At 67.3% G+C, this 19769-nt stretch carries 9 protein-coding genes; 2 read left to right on the top strand and 7 right to left on the bottom strand.

Features of this window, described 5'->3' with window-relative positions; all coding sequences use genetic code 11:
• Positions 1 to 24: 24 nt before the first annotated feature.
• The 7 genes from H1Q64_RS23615 to H1Q64_RS23575 all read right to left on the bottom strand — a co-directional run bounded on the left by H1Q64_RS23615 (position 25) and on the right by H1Q64_RS23575 (position 16367).
• Positions 25 to 735: an IS6 family transposase gene (locus H1Q64_RS23615; protein ID WP_237906983.1), complete on the bottom strand. Its 711-nt coding sequence runs from the start codon at positions 733 to 735 to the stop codon at positions 25 to 27.
• Positions 736 to 816: 81 nt separating this feature from the next.
• The gene (locus H1Q64_RS23610; protein WP_269145432.1) at positions 817 to 8922 is read right to left on the bottom strand and encodes a DUF4347 domain-containing protein; all 8106 of its coding nucleotides are present in this window, start codon (positions 8920 to 8922) and stop codon (positions 817 to 819) included.
• An 855-nt stretch (positions 8923 to 9777) separates the two neighbouring features.
• Positions 9778 to 10770 carry an MDR family oxidoreductase gene (locus H1Q64_RS23595; RefSeq protein ID WP_237906982.1) on the bottom strand — a complete coding sequence of 331 codons (993 nt, stop codon included), beginning with the start codon at positions 10768 to 10770 and terminating at the stop codon, positions 9778 to 9780.
• A gap of 48 nt (positions 10771 to 10818) precedes the next feature.
• Positions 10819 to 11466: a TetR/AcrR family transcriptional regulator gene (locus H1Q64_RS23590; RefSeq protein ID WP_237906981.1), complete on the bottom strand. Its 648-nt coding sequence runs from the start codon at positions 11464 to 11466 to the stop codon at positions 10819 to 10821.
• 145 nt (positions 11467 to 11611) lie between these two features.
• Positions 11612 to 14083, bottom strand: a complete 2472-nt coding sequence (gene torA / locus H1Q64_RS23585) for a trimethylamine-N-oxide reductase TorA (RefSeq protein ID WP_237906980.1) — start codon at positions 14081 to 14083, stop codon at positions 11612 to 11614.
• 11 nt (positions 14084 to 14094) lie between these two features.
• Entirely contained in the window at positions 14095 to 14742 is a 648-nt protein-coding gene (locus tag H1Q64_RS23580) for a TorD/DmsD family molecular chaperone (protein WP_237906979.1), read from the bottom strand.
• Positions 14739 to 16367, bottom strand: coding sequence for a c-type cytochrome (locus H1Q64_RS23575; RefSeq protein WP_237906978.1), 1629 nt, complete (start codon positions 16365 to 16367; stop codon positions 14739 to 14741). Before H1Q64_RS23575 ends, H1Q64_RS23580 begins: the two co-directional genes overlap by 4 nt.
• Positions 16368 to 16577: 210 nt before the next feature.
• On the opposite strand from H1Q64_RS23575, the gene H1Q64_RS23570 reads away from it, so the two are divergent.
• Entirely contained in the window at positions 16578 to 18887 is a 2310-nt protein-coding gene (locus H1Q64_RS23570; protein ID WP_237906977.1) for an ATP-binding protein, read from the top strand.
• Positions 18884 to 19573, top strand: coding sequence for a response regulator transcription factor (locus tag H1Q64_RS23565; protein ID WP_237906976.1), 690 nt, complete (start codon positions 18884 to 18886; stop codon positions 19571 to 19573). Before H1Q64_RS23570 ends, H1Q64_RS23565 begins: the two co-directional genes overlap by 4 nt.
• The last annotated feature ends 196 nt before the right edge of the window (positions 19574 to 19769 follow it).

The following is a 19769-nucleotide window of genomic DNA, read 5'->3' as shown; positions in this document are numbered from 1 at the left end:
TGAACACCCTGCGTTCTGGATGGTTCAGGCGGTCAGAGCGAGGCCGGTCACCTCGCGCCAGATGGAGAAGGCCCGAGTTCGGGCGGCTCGGTACTCGGTGGCGGAGATCAGATGGCGGCGCAGCTGGAAATGGTTGTGGATCGGGCTGTGGGTGGAAAGAAAACGTTGGGCATGCTTGGCGGACTTGAACCGTCTCATGTGCCGTTCGCGCCGCCGGGTCGGCTGAAGCGAGACTTCGCAGGCGTTGTTCAGATATCGGCTTTGTCGGTGTTCGCCGCCGATCTTCAGATCCTTCTTTGCTGCCGCGTATGACTTCAGCTTGTCAGTCACGATGACACGCGGGGCGTAACGCAACCCTTTCAGCAGCTTGCGGAAAAAGCGTTTGGCCGCCTTCGTGTTGCGCCGGCTCCGGACCAGGACGTCGAGGACAACGCTATTCTGGTCGATGGCCCGCCACAAATAGTGCTGTTTGCCGCGGATGCGGATGAACACCTCGTCCAGCAACCACTTGTCGCCCGGCCGGGGTCGACGGCGTTTGAGCGTGGTGGCGAACGCCCGGCCAAAGCGCAGGCCCCACTCCCGGATGGTCTCGTAGCTGACCTCGATGCCGCGCGCGGCCAGGATCACCTCGACCTCGCGCAGGCTCAAGCTGAAACAATGGTACAGCCACACGGCCTCGTTGATGATCGCCGTCGGAAAGCGGAAGCCATGGTACGGATTGGGCGTCGTGCTCATGACCGGAAACCTGCCGCGGACAGGGCGCGCCCGCCAACCTGACAGCACCCTCCGGGGTGCGGGGGCCGCCCAACCGCCCGATCAGGCGAACCAGCGCGCGACATCCCCGGTCTGGCCCTGGATGGTAACGCTGCTGCCAGGCCGCAGGTCAAGCACCGTGCTGCCACCGACGACCCGCGCCGAGGCGATCACGCCGGCAAGGCCGAGCGAGCTGTCGGTCAGGGCGAGCCGGTCGGTGCCCGCGGTGAAGTCCATCACCACCGACCGGCCGCCCCCGCTGCCAAGCGCGAAGAGGTCGCTTCCGGCGCCGCCCCACACGGTGTCGGCCCCGTTGATGAGGAAGATCACGTCGTTGCCCTCCCCGCCGTCGATCAGGTCCGCACCGGCCCCGCCGAGGAGGGTGTCGTTGCCGGCCCCACCGAACAGCGTGTCGTTCCCCGCTCCTCCGTCCGCGATGTCGTTGCCGGCATCCAGCGACAGCAGGTCCGCCCCGGCCCCACCGAAGAGGGTGTCGTTGCCATCGCCGCCGAAGAGGGTGTCGTTGCCGTCGCCGCCGTCCGCGATGTCGTTGCCGGCGTCCAGCGACAGGATGTCGTCGCCCTCCTGGCCGAAGGCGGTGTCGTTGCCGGCGCCGCCGAAGAGGGTGTCGTTGCCGCCCTCGCCAAACAGCAGGTCGTCGCCGGCTCCGCCGGACAGGACGTCGCGGCCATCACCGCCGATCACCCAGTCGTCGCCGTCCTCGCCGAACAGCAGGTCGTCGCCGGTGCCGCCGAACACAAAGTCGTTGCCCGTGCCGCCGCCGACCGTGTCGTTGCCGGCCCCGCCGATCACGGTGTCGTTGTCCTCGCCGCCATGAACGACGTCGTCGCCCTCGTCGCCGGACAGCAGGTCGTTGCCGGTGGTCGAGGCGATGGTGTCGTTGCCGGCGCCGCCCGACAGCGTGTCGTCGCCCGGTCCCATCTTCATGTACTGCGCACTGGCGTCGCCGTAGGCTGCGTTGTTGCCTTCGCCGCCGCTGATCCGCGCCTCGCCCAGGACCACCGCGATGCTGACGTTGTCGAGGTTGACCTCGGTGCTGCCCGCCGCCCGCCGGGTGTCCAGGACGACCGCTGCGACGCCGTCGCCCTGGTCGGACGTGCCGCGGATGGTCACCGGGCCGGTGGTCGCCCCGCCGGAGCTGGCGGTCACCACGATCTGGCGCACCGTGACCGGTGTGGAGGAACCGAGCGCCCCGGTGACCGCCGGCATCTGGCTGGCGATCTGCTGAAGGGCCGCCTGTTCGGTCTCGTCGGCGCTGGCGGCGAGCGTCAGCAGGCTATTGCTGAGCGTCTGGCCGGCCACCGCGCTGCTCTGCTGCGTCGCCGGGCCGCTGGCAACCAGCCGGGTGCCCGCCGACACGCTGGCCGTCAGCATGGCTTCGCCGTCTTCCTCGGTCTGGTCGGTCAGCACCACCTCGGCGGACGCACCGGCCTGTTCCGATACCGCCTCGACGTCCACCCGCTCGTTGCCATCGCTGTCCACACTGCTTTGGTTGGTGACGTTGGTGCCGGAACCGGTCTCCACCGTGCGGAAGCGCTGCGTCACGTCGAGCGGAGCGGTGCGGTGCCCATCGGCGTCCACCGCCACCAGGATCAGATCGGTCAATGCGTTGTTCGGCAGCGGCACGTCGATCGTGAAGGCGGTCTCCCCGTCCCCGAGCTGGACCGAGGTCACCAGCGTGTCCTCCGGATCGAGGACGCCGTCGTTGTCCAGGTCGCGCCACGCCTCCACCTTCGAACCGGCGTCGGCGGTGCCGGTGAGCCGGGCCGTGGGGTCACCGGTGGTGCTGTCGTCGCGGGTGGCCGTGGCGAGCGCGATGGACGGCGGATCGTTGTCGGCGTTGCTCAGCGCCACATCCGCCGGATCGAGCCCGGCGTAGCGGCTGTCGGTGCTGGTGATCGCGCCGAGCACGAGGTCGTAGGCCTGCGCGCCATCGTTCACGCGGTCGTCCAGGCCGGTGACGGTGACCGTCTGCGGGGTGTTCCAGTTGGCTGCGGTGAAGGTCAGGCTGCCGACCGAAATCTGCGCCTCGCCGGGCTTCGAGACGGACAGCGGAATGGTCACGTCGCCGCGCGGTCGGGTCGCCAGGGCGATGGCGACGGTGACGGCGCCGCCGGCCTCGCTGCTCACCAGACCGGACGGGGTAACGGTGACGCCCGCCGCACCCAGCGTGTCGATGGAGAAGGCGGGCGAGGACGCCGTGGCCGCCGGCGCGTTGCCCGCCGCGTCGGTCCAGCCGGTGCCGAGCGTGACGGTGCGGCCCGTCGCCTCCACGTCCAGGTTCGGCGTCAGCGTGGCGGTGTAGACCAGCCCGTTGGAGCCCGCCTGGACCGTCAGGTTGGACAGGGTGGCGTCGCTCACCGACAGGTCGTCGAGCGCGAAGCCGACCGGCGCCTCGGTGAAGGTGATGGTGAGGGTCGCGGCGCCCGTCTCGTCCAGGCTGGTGTCGCTCAGCGTCAGGGTGGCGGACGGGACGGTGGTGTCCACCGTGACGGTGAAGGGCGACGAGGCCGTGGACACGTTGCCCGCTGCGTCGGTGGCTGTGGCGGTGAAGCTGTGCGTGCCCGCCGGCAGAACCGTGCCGGTGTAGTCGAAGGTCCAGGCGCCGGACCCGTTGGCGTTCGCCGTGCCGATGGAGTTCCCTCCCAGCTTGACGGTCACCAGGGCGTTGGCCTCCGCCGTGCCGCTCAGCACCAGTGTGGTGTCGTTGGTCAGGTGGTCGCTGGACGAGCTTCCGGTGTCGCTGGAGAAGCCGGTGATGGCCGGCACGGGGGGAGGCGCGTTGTCCACCGTGGCATTGGTCGTGTCCGCCCGCGTGGTGACGTTGCCCGCATTGTCGGTCACGGTGACCGAGACGTTGCGGTTGGCCGCCTCCAGCGAACCGGTGGTGATGGTGTGGGTGGCCGTCCAGACGCCGTTGCTGTTGGTCGCCGCGACCGCGGAGCCGCCGCCGAACTGGCTGAAGTCCACCGACACGCCGGCCAGCGTGTCGGTGTTGTTGTCGCCAGTAACCGTGCTGTCCCAGGTCATGGTGACCGTGTCGCCGGCCTTGTAGGCACCGCCCGGGCCCGAACCCCCGGAGATAAAGATCGCCGCGTCGGTCACCGTGGGGGCAACGTTGTCCACACTGGCGTTCGTACCATCCGCCCGCGTGGTGACGTTGCCGGCGTCATCGGTGACGGAGACCGATACGTTTCGGCCCGTGGCATCGATGGAGCCCGCGGTGATCGTGTAGGTCGCGGTCCAGACGCCGTTGCTGTTGGTCGCCGCGACCGCGGAGCCACCGCCGAACTGGCTGAAATCCATCATCACGCCGGCCAGCGTGTCGGTGTTGTTGTCGCCGCTGACCGTGTTGTTCCAGGTCATGGTGACGGTGTCGCCGGTCTTGAAAGCACCGCCTGTCCCGGTCCCACCGGAGATCGAGATGTTCGCGTCGGTGACGGTGGGCACGACGTTGTCCAGCGTGGCGTTGGTCGTGTCGGCCCGAGTGGTCGTGTTGCCGGCATCATCGGTGACGGTCACGGAGAGGTTGCGGCCCGCCGCGTCGACAGAACCGCCGGTGACGGTGTAGGTGGCGGTCCAGACGCCGTTGCTGTTGGTCGCCGTGACCGCGGAGCCGCCGCCGAACTGGCTGAAGTCCACGGTCACGCTGGCCAGCGTGTCGGTGTTGTTGTCGCCGGCGAGCGTGTTGTCCCAGGTCATGGTGACGGTGTCGCCGGCCTTGAAGGCGCCGCCGGTTCCGGTCCCACCGGAGATGGAAATGTTCGCGTCGGTGACGGTGGGGCCGACGTTGTCCACCGTGGCGTTGGTCGTGTCGGTCCCCGTGGCCGTGTTGCCGGCATCGTCCGTCACGGTGATCGAGACGTTGCGGTTGGCGGCGTCGACGGAGCCGGCCGTGATCGTGTAGGTCGCCGTCCAGATGTCGTTGTTTTGGGTCGCCGCGATCGCGCTGCCGCCGCCGAAGGCGGAGAAGTCGAACGTCACGCTGGTCAGGGAATCGGTGTTGTTGTCCCCCCCCACCATCCTGTTGTCCCAGGTCGCGGTGACGGTGTCGCCGATCTTGTAGGCCCCGCCGGTTCCGGTCGCGCCGGAGATCGCGATGAAGCTGTCCCTCGCCCACGGTTCCCGGTTGTCCACGAGGGCGTTGCTGCTGTCGATGCCGGTTTTCGTGTTGCCGGCGTTGTCGGTGGCGGTGACGGACACATTGCGGCCGGTGGCGTCGATGGAACCGCTGGTGATCGTGTGGGTGGCGGTCCAGACGCCGTTGCTGTTGGTCGCCGCGACCGCGCCGCCGCCGCCGAATTGGCTGAAGTCCACCGTCACACCCGCCGGCGTGTCGGTGTTGCCGTCGGCGGTGCCATTCCACACCACGGTGACGGTATCGCCGATCTTGTACGCCCCGCCGATCCCAGTCGCGCCGGAGATCGAAATGTTCGCGTCGGTGACAGTGGGCGCGATGTTGTCCACCGTGGCGTTGCTGGTGTCCGCTGTCGTCGTCGCGTTGCCGGCATTGTCGGTGACGGTCACCGAGACGTTGCGGTTGGTGGCGTCGAGGGAACCGGCGGTGATGGTGTGGGTCGCCGTCCAGACGCCGCCGTTGTTGACGCCGGCCACCGCGCTGCCGCCGCCGAAGGCGGAGAAATCGAACGCCACGCCGGACAGCGTGTCGGTGTTGTTGTCGCCGTTGAGCAGCGTGTCGTCCCAGGTCGCGGTGACGGTGTCGCCGATCTTGAAGGCGCCCCCGGTCCCGGCCGCGCCGGAGATCGACAAGTGGCCGTCGGTCACCGTGGGCGCCACGTTGTCCACCGTGACGTTGGTCGTGTCGGCCGTCGTCTTCGTGCCGCCACCCGCCAGCGAGGCGGAGACCGAGACGTTGCGGCTCGTGTCGTCGATGGAGCCGCCGGTGATGGTGTAGGTGGCTGTCCAGACGCCGTTGTTGTTCGTCGCGGCGACGGCCGTTCCGCCTCCGAACTGGCTGAAGTCCATCGTCACGCCGGCCAGCGTGTCGGTGTTGTTGTCGCCGCTCAGCGTGTTGTCCCACGTCGCCGTGACCGTGTCGCCGATCTTGTAGGCGCCACCGGTGCCGGTGCCGCCGGAGATGGCGATCGCCGCGTCCGTCACCGTGGGAGCGGCGACGTCCAGCGTTGCGTTGGTGGTGTCCGCCGTCGTCTTCACGTTGCCGGCGTTGTCGGTGACGGTGACCGACACGTTGAGGTTCGTGGTTCCGCCGGGTGCCGAAGTGATGGCGTGGGTGGCGGTCCAGACGCCGTTGCTGTTGGTCGCCGCGACCGCGGAGCCGCCGCCGAACTGGCTGAAGTCCACCGTGACACCGGCCAGCGTGTCGGTGTTGTTGTCGCCGCTGACCGTGTTGTTCCACGTCATCGTGACGGTGTCGCCGATCTTGTAGGCGCCGCCGGTTCCCGTCCCGCCGGAGATGGAAATCGCCGGATCGGTTGCCTTGGGCGCCTGATTGTCCAGGATGGCGTTAGCGGCGTCGGCGGTGGTGGTCTTGTTGCCGGCGTTGTCGGTGACAGACACGGACACGTTGCGGTTGGTGGCGTCGATGGAGCCGGCCGTGATGGTGTAGGTCGCGGTCCAGACGCCGTTGCTGTTGGTCGCCGCGACCGTCGAACCGCCGCCGAACTGGCTGAAGTCCATCGTCACGCTGGTCAGCGTGTCGGTGTTGTTGTCACCGCCCAGCGTGTTGTTCCACGTCGCCGTGACCGTATCGCCGATCTTGTAGGCGCCGCCGGTGCCGGTACCGCCGGAGATGGCGATGTTGGCGTCCGTCACCGTGGGCGCCACGTTGTCCAGCTTGTGGTTGGCGGTGTCGGTCAGCGTCTTGCTGTTTCCGGCGTTGTCGGTGACCGTGATCGAGACGTTGCGGCCGGTGGTGTCGAGGCTGCCGGCGACGATGGTGTAGGTCGCGGTCCAGACGCCGCCGGTGTTCGTCATGGCAACCGCGGAACCGCCGCCAAACTGGCTGAAGTCCGCCGTCACGCCGGCGATCGTGTCGGTGTTGTCGCTTCCGTCGCCGCTGCCGCTGTTGTCCCAGATCGCCGTCACCGTGCTGCCGATGCGCAGCGTGCTGTTCGTGCCGACCAGCGACGCCTGGCCCGCCATGTTGCCCAGCGTCAGCGTGGGCGCCACATTGTCCACCGTGGCGTTGGTGCCGTCGGCCCGCGTGGTGCTGCCCGAGGCCGCGGTCGCGGTGACCGACACATTGCGGTTGGTGGCGTCGATGGAGCCGGCCGCGATGGTGTAGGTCGCGGTCCACAGCCCGTTGTTGTTCGTCGCGGCGACCGCAGAGCCGCCGCCGAACTGGCTGAAGTCCATTGTCACGCCGGTGACGGCGCCGGTGTTGTTGTCGCCGGTGGCGGTGTTGTCCCAGGTCGCGGTGACGGTGTCGCCGATCTTGTACGCGCCACCGGTGCCGGTACCGCCGGAGATGGCGATGTTCCCGTCCGTGACGGTCGGACCGGTCTGGGCGGCCCCCATCCGGATGTCGGCGAAGGCGCCGGTGTCGGTGACCGAGAAGGTCGTCAGGCTCGGCGCGTTGGTGAAGGTGATGACGACGTCGCTCCCTCCCCCGAAGGTGCCGTCCTTGTCCCAGTCCACCGTCAGCGTCTTGGTGCCGCTGTCGTACTGCAGATGGCTGGAGGAGAGGGCCTTGGCGGCGCCGCCGGTCAGCCGGATGACATCGCCGCTTTCCAGCGTCGTGATGATGTCGCCGTTGGGGTCGAGGAAAACGTCGTCCCCGGCGCCGCCGTTGAGCACGTCGGTGCCGGCCTCGCCGTTGAGCGTGTCGTTGCCGGCCCCGCCGTTGAGCGTGTCGTCGCCGTCGCCGCCTTTGAGCGAGTCGCCCTGCACCGTGCCGGTGAGCACGTCGGACCCGCCGCCGCCGTTCATCGTGAGGCCGCCCGAGAGCGTCACGGCGGATGCGTCGATTTTCAGCCCGGTGAGGGTGGTCTGACTGCTGTATCCGCCCGTGATGGCAACGGTGAGGGTGTTGTTCGAGTCCGTCAGGGTGCCGGGAAGAACCAGCGTGTCGCCAGGCGTCGTGCTGTAGAAGCGGATGATGTCGTTGCCGTCCCCGGTGTCGATGAACTCGCCGGCGCCGAGTTCGGAGCCGCTGGTGTAACCGATGACGTCGTTCCCGGCTCCGCCGACGATGGAATCGTTTCCAGCCCCGCCGACGATGGTGTCGTTGCCGTCGCCGCCCTGGATCGTGTCGTTGCCGTTGCCGCCCTGGATCGTGTCGTTGCCGGCCTCGCCATTGAGTACGTCGTTGCCGTCACCGCCCAAGAGGCTGTCGTTGCCGCCACCTCCGTTCAAGGTGTCGTCGCCAAGTTCGCCGTACAATTTGTCGTCGCCCGCACCACCGTCCAGGCTGTCGTTCCCATTGCCACCCATCAGGCTGTCGTTGCCGTCACCGCCGACGATGGTGTCGTTGCCGTTACCGCCGTTGATGGTGTCGGCGCCGTCGCCGCCGAGGAGGCTGTCGTTGCCGTCGTTGCCATTGATCACGTCGTTGCCGGCGGTGCCGGTCAGCGTGTCGTTGTTGGCGCCGCCGGTGAGGGTGTCCAGCGCATAGGCATAGCTTTCAAACGCCAGCGAAGTGGCTTCTAGGCTTCCTATTCCAACCTCCAGGGTCCAGTTCGCCCCGATGGCGAAACTGCCCGTCCGATCAGTGGAGGCGGCGACGTCCGCCCCGGTCGCTTCGGCCAAGGCGGCGATGAAGGACGCGCCGTTTCCGCTCGCCACATCGCAGCCGTAGAGCAGCAGGTCGCCCGTTTGCGTCAGCGCGCCGCCGAGCGCGGCCAGTTCGGCGGAGCGGTCCGCCACGGCGGCGGTGTCGAGCAGGAGCGCGCCCAGCCGGACCTGTCCAGCGGCGCCGTGGCTCAGCACATGGATGGCGTCATAACCCGACCGCCCCGCCGCCCAAGCCGCCATCTGGGCCAGCCCATCCGCCGAGCCGTCGAGGAGCACGATCTCGATCCCCGCCGCCACGCCCGCCATGAGTGTCTGCCAATCGACAAGGCCGGTATCGATGAACACGGCCTCCATGCGCCCACCGTTGGCGGTGGGATCGGCAGGACGCGGAATCGTCCAAGTGACGGCGGAAGCGATGAGGTTGGTCGTGTCCATCACTGTGCCCTTGCTGTTTCCATCACTTAGGGCAACCGGCCTATCGCATTCGCGTGACGATTGTTTTGCAATAGATAGATTGCCTACAAATTTCTATCTATCAGAAGGCCTATTGCGTGTTCAATCGACAGAGCGTTATGTCAAAAATTGAAATATTTTGTCACAACGCCATAAAATCCCGCAGGCTCTGTTGCAAGCTCTTGCTGCAGGCGCGTGATGATGGCCACCGGCATCACTGCCGATGCAACGCGGCCTGAGGTTCGAACTGCTGGCTGATGAACTGCACGGCCTGGGCGAGCACGCCAAGTCCGCTGTTGAAGGCGCGTTCGGCGAGACGTGTCTCGCCCCGCATGTCCCGCGTGATGCAGCGTGTTGCACGGAGGTGGCCGGGGTTACAGTTCCGCCTGACTCACCCCCATGATCAGGCGACGCGGACAGAGTTCGGGCGTCCGAGGTCGAGCATGCGGTTGAGGGCCGCGGCGGCGATGGCCACCTCGGTCGCTTGCGCCTCATCGGGGTCACTACACGAAAGTGCGCAAATTGTCCGGGAGGTGAGAACGCGGCATGAACTTAAGCTCAGCTACGCGTTATCGTTCCCCTGCTGAGTGGCGAAAGCGGCGGCTTAGGCGGACCGTGCCGGAACCGCTCCTTTCCGATGTCATGAGAACGGGGAGTTTATCTACGGCAGCACCGCCGAAACGATCAAGCTGACACGAAGGCTGACGGAACCCAACGGAGAGCTTGCTGCGCAGGCTGAGCCTTCCTGGTGGGTTCCGAGATGCATGAGCAGCGATGTCGGTGGAGACCGCCGGTAAGCGACCGTCCAGAGCGGTTGTGGAATTCTGATCAGTGCACTTATTCGGGTGTGGGAGAAATCGCGACGGTGACGCGGCCACGGACCTGCCCGTCGAGCAGGCTGGCGGCGGTGGGAATCACATCGGACAAGGCGATCTCCCTCGTCAGGCCATCCAGCTTAGCCGGATCAAGGTCATCGGCCAGGCGGCGCCAGGCCTCGATCCGCAATTCCCTGGGGCACATGACGCTGTCGACCCCGGCCAAGGTCACGCCGCGCAGGATGAAGGGTGCCACGGTCGTGGGCAGCGACATGCCACCTGCAAGACCGCAGGCAGCCACCGTGCCGCGATATTTCATGGCCGCGCAGACATTCGCGAGGATCTGGCCGCCAATGACATCCACGGCACCGGCCCAACGTTCCTTGGCTAACGGCTTGCCGGGGTCCTGGAACTGCTTGCGGTCAAGCACCTCCTTGGCGCCTAGCGCCTTGAGGTAACCGGCCTCCTCCGGGCGGCCGGTGACGGCCACCACCTCGTAGCCGAGCTTCGACAGCAGGGCGACGGCGACGCTGCCGACCCCGCCGGCGGCGCCGGTGACCAGAACCTCCCCCTTGTTCGGCGTGACGTCATGCCGTTCGAGCGCCATGACGCAGAGCATGGCCGTGTAGCCTGCCGTCCCGATTGCCATCGCCTGACGGAGCGTGAACGGGCTTTGCAGCGGGACCAGCCAGTCGCCGTTGACGCGTGCTTTTTCCGCAAGGCCGCCCCAGTGCTGCTCGCCGACACCCCAGCCGTTGAGGACGACCTTGTCGCCGGCCTTGTAGGCGGGGTGTGCCGAATGCTCCACGACACCTGCGAAGTCGATACCCGGAACCATGGGATAGCTGCGGACCACCGGCGCCTTCCCGGTGATCGCCAGAGCATCCTTGTAGTTCAGCGTCGAGTGGGCGACGCGGACGGTCACGTCGCCCGCCGGCAGGCGGTCGTCATCGACGGTGGACAGGCCGGCGCGGACGTCCGCGCCGTCCTTCTCGATCAAGATGGCTTGAAACATTGAACCCTCCTACGGGTTGGGTGCGGGTGACGTCCAAAGACGCCCGGTCTATGCCTGAAGATGCAAGGCCGCGAAGAAGCCGCGGGAAAAGGCGTCGAGAGGGGCGGGGCTTCGTTCCAGCTTTGCCCGCAGCACGGCACCCTCCCAGCCGATCCAGAAGAACTCGGCCAAGTGATCGCAATCCAGATCGATCCCAATTTGTCCGGCCGCTTGCGCTGCCCGCAGACAGTGGGATGTGCGGGCCTGCCAATCCAGAAAGACGAGATTCAGCTTTTCACGGAACGGCTCGGGAAGCGTGCCCATTTCCTGGCCGAGATTGCCAACCAGGCATCCACGGCGGAAGTCGAACCGCGCCATGCCCGCCTTGGCATCCTCGACGAAGTCGCGCAGACGCTGCAGCGCAGGACGGGACTCGTCCAGGAACCAGCGGTCCAGCTTCCGCGCGAAGTATTCCGCATAGGCAGCGATCAGCGTACCGCCGAACTCTTCCTTGCTGCCGAAGTAATAATAGAAAGATCCCTTCGGCACGCCCGCCGACGCCAGGATTTCCTCGATGCCGACGGCGGAAAATCCTTTTTCCGTGAGTATGGCGACGCCGGTCCTGACCAACCTCTCCCTGGTGTCGAGATAGGCGCCATCCTGCTTCGGAGGGCGCCCCCGTCGGCGAGGCTTCAAAGATGGGTCGGTCGTGTTCATGTCCACAATTATAGACCGACCGTCTATAAAATTAAAGCGCCAATTTTACGTGGCGCACGGCGCCGCCGTTCGATCGCGCGGGGACAGCGCGATTGAGCCGATGTGACGGTAAGGCCGTCCATCACATCGGCTCTTGCCCCGGTTCTCACGCAGGTTGGCTGAAGACCGCAACGGGTGGTAGGCTTCCTTTGAACCGCTCCACCTCGGCAACCCCGGTGTGCCCGCAGTTGGCCTGCGCCAGCTTCGAGGTCGACAGCCCGGTCGTCAGGTTGTTGACGTCCCCGTACCGGCACAGGCTGCCGATTTCCCGCGCGTTCGCCGGGTCGAACCAGCCCCCCTCGTTGATGCGGATCACACCGCGGCAGATGTCGTCGGTGACTTTCAAACCGGCGAGGATCTGGCCACGGTCGTTGAAGACACGGACCACATCGCCGTCCGACAACCCGCGCGCCCGCGCGTCCTCCGGATGCATCCAGCAAGGCTCCCGGCCGGCGATGGCGTAGCTCTGCCGATTGACGGTCCCGCAGAGCTGGGAGTGGAGGCGCATCTGCGGGTGGTTGGCGGCCACATGCAGGGGATAGCGGGTCGACGGGCCCCCCAGCCGTTCCACCGGCTCCATCCAGGTGGCGTGCGGCGGGCAGTCGTCATAGCCGTACTTCTCGATGGCCGCGGAATACAGTTCGAACTTGCCCGACGCCGTCCCCAGCGCGTTCAGCAGGGGATCGGCGCGGAAATCGGCATGGCGAACGAAATCGGCCTGCTCCTTGCCGAGCGGAAATTCCAGCGGCTTGTTGCTGTCCCAGAAGACGTCGAAGACCGGCATCTCCATGCCCTTGGCGCGCGATTCGATCTTGGCGGATTCGTAGATGCCGCGGATCCAGTCCATCTCGCTGAGGCCCTGGGTAAAGGCGTAGCCCTTGCCCAGCTTGTCGGCGATGGCGGCGAATATGTCGAAATCGTTGCGCGCCTCGAAGACCGGATCGACGATCTTCTTCATCGGGACGATGTGACTCAGGGCGTAATCCCCGACCTGCTCGATGTCGTTGCGCTCGTAGGAGGTCGTCGCCGGCAGCACGATGTCGGCATGGCGGGCCGAGGCGGTCCACTGCGCATCCTGAACGATGAAGGTGTCGAGCTGGCGCCACGCGCGCAGCATCTCGTTGCGGTCCTGCTGATGGGAGAACGGATTGCCGCCGGCCCAGTAGGCGAGCTTGATCAGCGGAAGCGTGATCTCATGCCCGTTGAACTGCATCGTCTTGCCGGGATTCAGCAGGGTCTCGACCAGACGCGAGACCGGGATCGACACCGCCCCGCTCTGCGCCAGCCAGGCCGCCCCATCGCTCGCCTGACCGGACGCGTCGTCGATCGCCTTGAGGATCGGCGTGGTATGGGTCGGCGCTCCGCCTGAGGCATAGTGATAGCTGAGGCCGTAGCCGCCCCCCGGCAGGCCGATCTGCCCCAGCATGGCGGCCAGCGTGATCAGCATCCAATGGATCTGTTCGCCATGATGCTGGCGCTGCGTCGAATAGCCGAGCGCCAGCATGGTCCGTTTGGCGGCAAAGCGGCGCGCCAGATCGCGCAGCGTCTCGGCGGGCAGGCCGCAGATGCCGGCGGCCCAGTCGGCGCTCTTCGGCGTTCCGTCGGTCTTGCCCAGCAGATAGGGCAGGAACTTGTCGAAACCGTTGGTGTAGCGGTCGAGGAAGTCCTGGTTATGCAGCTTCTCGGTGTAGAGGGTGTGGGCGATGCCGAGCATCATCGCCACGTCGGTCTGCGGACGCGGCGCCAGCCATTCGCCGTTCAGCTCCTTGCAGGTCTCGGTGCGGACCGGGTCGATGCAAAGGACCTTCGTCTTGGCCGCCTTCATCATCGCGATGCCGGGCCAGGCGCCATGGTCGGCGACCTGCCAGGAGATCTGCGAGCTGTTGAGCGGGTTGCAGCCCCAGAACACCATCAGCTCGCAATGTTCGGCGAGGTTCTTCCAGGTGGTGCACTGCTCATACACCTCGATCGAGCCGGACACATAGGGCAGGATCACCTGCGCGGCGCCGGTGGAATAGTCGCCGGAGCTGTTGGTGTAGCTGCCGGTCAGGTTCAGCATGCGGCGCAGCAGCGTCTGGCAATTGTGCAGCTTGCCGGGGCTCTTCCAGCCATAGGAACCGGCGAAGACCGCCTGCTGGCCGTGTTCGGCGCGGACGCGCGTGATCTCGCGGGCGACCAGCTCGATGGCCTTGTCCCAGCTCACGCGAACGAAATCGCCGCTGCCGCGCCCATCGGGATCGGCGCCGGGCCCCTGCTCCAGCCAGGCGCGGCGCACCATGGGATAGCGGATCCGCGATTCCGAGTAGATCGAATCCATCACGCCGGGAAGCTGCGGCGACGGGGACGGATCGCCTTCCCACGGGATGAATTCGGTCACGCGGCCGTCCGCGACCTTGCCGTAGAAGACGCCCCAGTGGCAGCCGGACAGGATCTTCCTGGGCGCCGCCTGTGCGATCGCGCCGCGGGCGAGCAGCGGCAGGCTGGAGAGCCCCAATGCCGCCGCTGCGGATCCCTTGAGGAAGGCCCGTTTGGAAAGCAGCGGACCGCCGGTCATCGTCAAGTTCTTTGTCGTGTTCATGGTCTGACCTTTCAGATCGCTGCGGTCGCGCGGCCACCGTCCACCGTCGCGGAACCATCCGCGATCCGGTCGAGCAGCGAGAGCAGGAAGCGCGCGAGATTGCCGTAATAGCCGACGTCGTCGGCCCTGATGAGCGCCCCGGCGAAGCGGCCGGTCCAGACCCGCATCTGGTCCAGCAGGTCGGCGACCGTCGTGGCCCGCCGCTGCCGCATCGCCTCCGCCAGCGCCGCCAGTTGGATCGCCACATGGTCGGGCAGTTCGGCACAGTCCGCCCCGACCCGCATGTCGAGATCGCGCAACGCCGCCTGCATGCGGTCGACGGCGGGGCCGCAGAGCCGCCCGGTGCCGTCCCAAAGGCTGGCGTAGGGCGGAACGGACCGCTGGCGGAAAATCCCTTCGAACAGGGCGGTGTGCCGCCGCTGGACCGCCAGGGTCACGTCCGCCACCGAACCGGCGGCAAGCAGCTGGCAGAGGGCGTCCGCCGCGGCGGGCTGGCCGAGCTCCTCGCCGAACCGGCGCAGGGCGATCTGCCCCGGCATCGTGCGCGCCGCCTCGACCTGTTCGATGGTGGGGGGCGACAGGAACTGCCGCGCCAGCCAGTCGGTGACCGCAACGAGGTCCGTCTCCCCGGAAAAGGCGTGCGTCATGGCTCCACTCATTTCGCCGCCTCCTTGCCGTTCGGGCGCAGATCCTTCGAGTGGTTCTGCAGGTAGGTGAGGATCAGCCGGTACTGGTCGTCGTTGAAGGATGTGAAGCGCTTCATCGCCTTCAGCGTTCCGACCCACTGGTTGGCGGTGAAATGCTGCTTGTCCGGCAGCACATGGCAGGCGGAGCACGCCTTCTGGAAGGTCGCCTGGCTGTAATCCCACAGCGCTTTACGGTCCGCGTTCAGGTTGGCGGCGTCGGACCACAGGGTGACCTCGACCGGGACCCAGGACTGGCCGGTGTCGGCGTCGGTTTCCGGCTTGCCGCGCTTCACGGCCGCCGCCGCCGCTTGGTCGAGCACGGCGAGCATCACGCGATGCCCCTTCGACTGATAGACGACCGACGGCGCCTCCGCCATCTGCCAGCCCTTCAGCACCAGCTCCAGCCGGTCGGCGTTGCGGGCGGCGACATGCACCGGGGCGCCGCCCAGCAGCTTGCCCTGCTCCGGGACCGATCCGCCGACACCCGCCTGTTCGAGCCACACCGGCTTGGTCGCCACCACCCAGACGTCGCCGCCCTGGGCGATGGCCTGCTCCGGCGTGGTCGGCAGCGTCGGCGCGGCGGCGACGGCGTTGCGGAGCATCACCAGCTTGTCGGTCCGGTTGGGCTCCGGCATGCCGGGCGCGGGCTTGTGGACGGCGGGAAGATGCTTCAGGTAGACGGCCATCGCCAGCAGGTCCTCGCGCGGAAGCTGCGCGGTGTTCTTGACGACCTCCGCCATGTCGCCCGCCGCCGTGCGGCCGATGGGACTGACGCCGGTGTGTAGGTAGTTGGCGATCGCGTTGACCGACCAGAAGCCGATCCCGGTCTCGTCGGGGGAGATGTTGGGGAAGTAATCGACGCCGTCGGGGGACTTGCCGCCGCCGTAGCGCTGGCTTGCGATGACGTTCCCCATCAGGCCGCGCGACGAATGGCATTCGGCGCAATGGCCCGGCCCCTCCACCAGATATTCGCCGCGCCGGTACTGGGCCGCGTCGACACCGGCCGGAACCGGGCTTTCCTCGCCGCGCTTGCCGTCGAGGAAGGCCAGCCTCCAGACGCCGACGCCGCGCCGCATGGCATAGGGGAACTTCAGGTCGTGGTCCGGCACCTTGTTGCCGACCGGCTTCAGGCTGCGCAGGTAGGCGTAGAGGTCGCGGACATCGGTGCCGCTCAGCCGCTGGTAGGAGGTGTAGGGGAAGGCCGGATAGAGGTTCCGGCCGTCGGGCCAGGCTCCGCCCGGCCCGACGCCTTCCCGTAGCGCGCGGTCGAACTGGGCCAGCGTCCAGCCGCCGATGCCGGTCTCCGGATCGGGCGAGATGTTGGGCATGTGGAACACGCCGAACTGCGTGTCGAGCGCCCAGCCGCCGCCCAGGACGGTGTCGTCCTCCTGGCCGGGGGTCTTGTGGCAGGTCGAGCAGTCGGAGGCGACGAAGACCTTGCGCCCATTGGCGAGGTCGGCTCCGCCCTCGTCCGGCAGGGTCCGGCCCGGGTGGGTGGCGGACCATGTCCACGGAGAGGTCAGCACCACGAAGCCCAGCACGCCCAGCAGCGCCGCGCCCCCGGTGAGACGGTAAAGGGTCTTGCGATGAAGAGCCATGTCGTGTGCTTCCTTCGAATGGTACCGACCGATGGAAGCAGCGTAGCGACGGTGGCGGCGCCATAGGCGTCACGCCTGTGAGCAAGATGTAAACGCGATGTAAACGACGATGCCCTTTACACCGGCCGCACCGGCCGTAAGCTGGCCGTCTGGAGTCCGGGGGCCGGGGTCCGGAACCTCGACGGTGCAATGGCTGGAGGATGGGTGCGGATGAAGCGGCGGGCCGAATGGTTGACCGACGCCCTTCGGGCCGAATGCGGGGCGCTGGTCGACGAGGGTATCCGGCTGGCCAAGCAGAAGGGCTATGCCGACCAGACCAGCTCCATGCGGGCGGCCTGGACCGAAGCCACCGTTGCGCTCAACGAGGGCCTTGCCGCCTATCTGTCCGACCCGTTGCGCCGGGATGGGCACAGCGGCCACAACAATTATCGCACCGACCCGCGTTTCGACCGGCTCCGCCACATCGCGCAGGCGCACCATGACGCCGGGATCCCGCTGGAACTGAACAACGGCATGCTCAAGCTGTACCGGTGCGCCTACCGCAACCGGCTGGGCGGCCTGCCGGACGGTGCGCGGGAGTTCGGCAGCGGCGACGCCTTCCGGGCGAGGCTCGACGATTTCTTCGACGAGGTCGAGCTGGCGATGCTGGTTCCCTGGGCGGTGGCCGCGCCGCAGGAGGAGGCATTGAGCGACAGCCTGCGGCGGCTGACGCGCGAGCGCGACCAGTATTTCGCGGCCCTGGAAAGCCTGCGCAATCCGGTGTTCATCCTGGACGAGGACGGCCGGCTGCTGACCGCCAACCGGGCGGCCCTGCAATTCTTCCTCGACATGCCGGAGGCCGGTGCGTTGACCTACCGTCTGGCCCTGCAACCGCACCGCAGCGAACTCCAGGCGGTGGTGGACCAGATCGTCGCCACTCCGGGCACGGAGTGGAATTCGATCTGGATGCAGACACGCCAGGGCAGTCGCTGCTTCGACATCCGCCTGCGGTCGGTCGAGGATACGGTCCACAAGCTGCGGCCCTGGCAGATCATGCTGCTGCACGACGTGACCGAGCATCGTCAGGCGATCCGCAGGGCGCGCGAGGCGGAACGCACCATGTCGCTTTTCCTGGCGGCGATGTCCCATGAAATCCGCGCGCCGCTCCACAGCGTCCTGGGGGCCGCAAGCCTGATGAAGGGGGCCAGCCCGGAAAAGCAGGAGGAACTGGTCGAGCTTCTGGACATCGCGGCCCGGTCGCTGAACACGACCCTGGAGAATGTGCTCAGCTTCTCACGTTTCGAGCATCAGGCGCCGCAACCGCGTCCGGTCGCGGTGTGCCTGCGCGAGGCTCTGGGCGATCTGGTGCGGATCAAGGACATTCCCGCCCGTCAGCTGGGCGTGCCCCTGCGCCTGGAGATGGCGCCGGGCCTGCCGGAGCATGTCCGGCTGGATTGGTCGATGATCCAGCAGATTCTGGGCAACCTGATCCAGAACGCCCTGCGCCATGACGACGGCCGTGGGGTGCTGGTCGGCCTGCGGGTGGAGGACGGCATGCTGGTCTTTCGGGTCGCCGACCATGGGCCGGGCATGCCCGAGGAGATCCGCGACATGCTGGCGCAAGCCCCCGTCGGGCTGCGGCCCCGGACGACGGGGCGCAACGGATCCGGTCTCGGCCTGGCCATCGCACAGCGCATGACGCTGGCGCTGGGAGGCGGCATCGCCGTTCTCGACCCTCGGGAAGGGGCCGTCGTCGAAGTGCGCCTGCCGCTGGTCGTGGCATCCCCGGCAGAGCCGCCGGCCCGGCAGAGCATGCCGGACGACCGTCTCCACCAGAACTGCCTGATGGTCGACGACGACCCGATCAATGCCCAGGTCACCGCCGCCATGCTGGATCGCATGGGTCTGTCGGTGGACCACGCCCAGACCCTGGAACAGGCGCACGCCCTGCTGCTTGCGGCCCCGGACGCCTATGGCGTCTTCCTCCTCGATTACCGGTTGCCGGACGGCACCGGACCGGACTTCGCCCGCGAGATCCGTCGCAATCCGGCTTTGGCGGAAGCCTCGATCATCCTGTTGAGCGCCAACGCCGATTGGGTCCGCGCCTCGCCAGCCGACGCCGGATTGTTTCAGGCCATCCTGGAGAAGCCGCTGGACGCGACCGCGCTGGGCAAGGCCATCCGCGGCAAGGCGGCGCGACCGGCAGTGGGGGCGGGCGGCCTGCTCGACGGTCTGTCGCCGACCGCCCGGCGGCGGATGGCGGAAGCGTTCACCCGTGGCTGGACTGAGTTCCGTACGACGCTGGAGGTCGCCGACCCGGCGGAGGGGGATGCCGCCCTTGCCGCTCTCGCCCACAAGCTGGCGAGCGGAGCCGCGACCTTCGGTCTGGACGAAATCGCCGACCGGCTGCGCCGGATCGAAGCGGCGCATGAGGATGGCACCGTCGGCGCGGCGACGCGGGCCAAAGAGCATGGTTCCCTGCTCGCATGCTCTCTCCCACCGGATTGGCGGAACCGCTTCGCAGAGGACTCCTCAGCGTGACCGAGACCGCCGACATTCTTCTCATCGACGACGACGTCCTGATCCAGTTGATGGTGGAGGATGTGGTCACGCAGATGGGGCATCGCTTCCATTGCGCCGCCGACGGCGAGCAGGCGCGGGCCGCACTGAAACGGCAGCGGTTCGATCTGGTGATCCTGGACCGGCGGCTGCCGGACACCGACGGCCTGCTGCTCGCCCAGACCATCCAGGCCGAAGCCAGGGCACCCTTCATCGTACTGTCCAGCCTGTCGGCCTCGCACGACCAACTGCTTGGCTTGGGGCTGGGCGCCCTCGACTACATCTGCAAGCCGGTCGAGCCGGCCTTGCTGCGGGCGCGCATCGCCAAGCACATCGACGCGCCGCGCGAAGCGCATGAGGAAAGGGTCGTGACCGTCGGCAAGGCCGTTCAACTCAACACCCAGACCCGCCGGCTGTCGGTCGGCGGGCGGACCGAAGTCCTGTCCCCGGCCGAAAGCCGGCTGCTCGTCCATCTGATCCACACGCTCGACCGGCCGTCGGATCGGCTGGAGATCAGCAAGGCGATCTGCGGGCGGGAGTGGGTGTATGGAGACCGCACCGCCGACGTGTTGGTATCACGCCTTCGCCGTCGACTTGCCGGAAGCGAGGTGGAGATCGTCACGGTCCATGGGCTTGGGTATCTGCTGACCGCCAAGCCGGATGCGTAGGTTAATGCCCGTCCTCAGGAGAATGGACCCGTGTACAATTGTCCCGCCGCGGCATTTTCACCTGTTCATGGTGCCGCACTTATATGCCGCAATGGGCCTTGCACCAAGCTCTGGCTTGGGCGGGCAGCTATCCCCACAGTGATGGTGTGGAAACCAGGGCCGAGCGGATCGGCTCCAAGCATCAAGAGGGACAGCC

Source organism: Azospirillum brasilense, from assembly GCF_022023855.1.
Taxonomy (GTDB): Bacteria; Pseudomonadota; Alphaproteobacteria; order Azospirillales; family Azospirillaceae; genus Azospirillum; species Azospirillum brasilense_F.
This window is presented reverse-complemented; position numbering and strand designations above follow the sequence as displayed.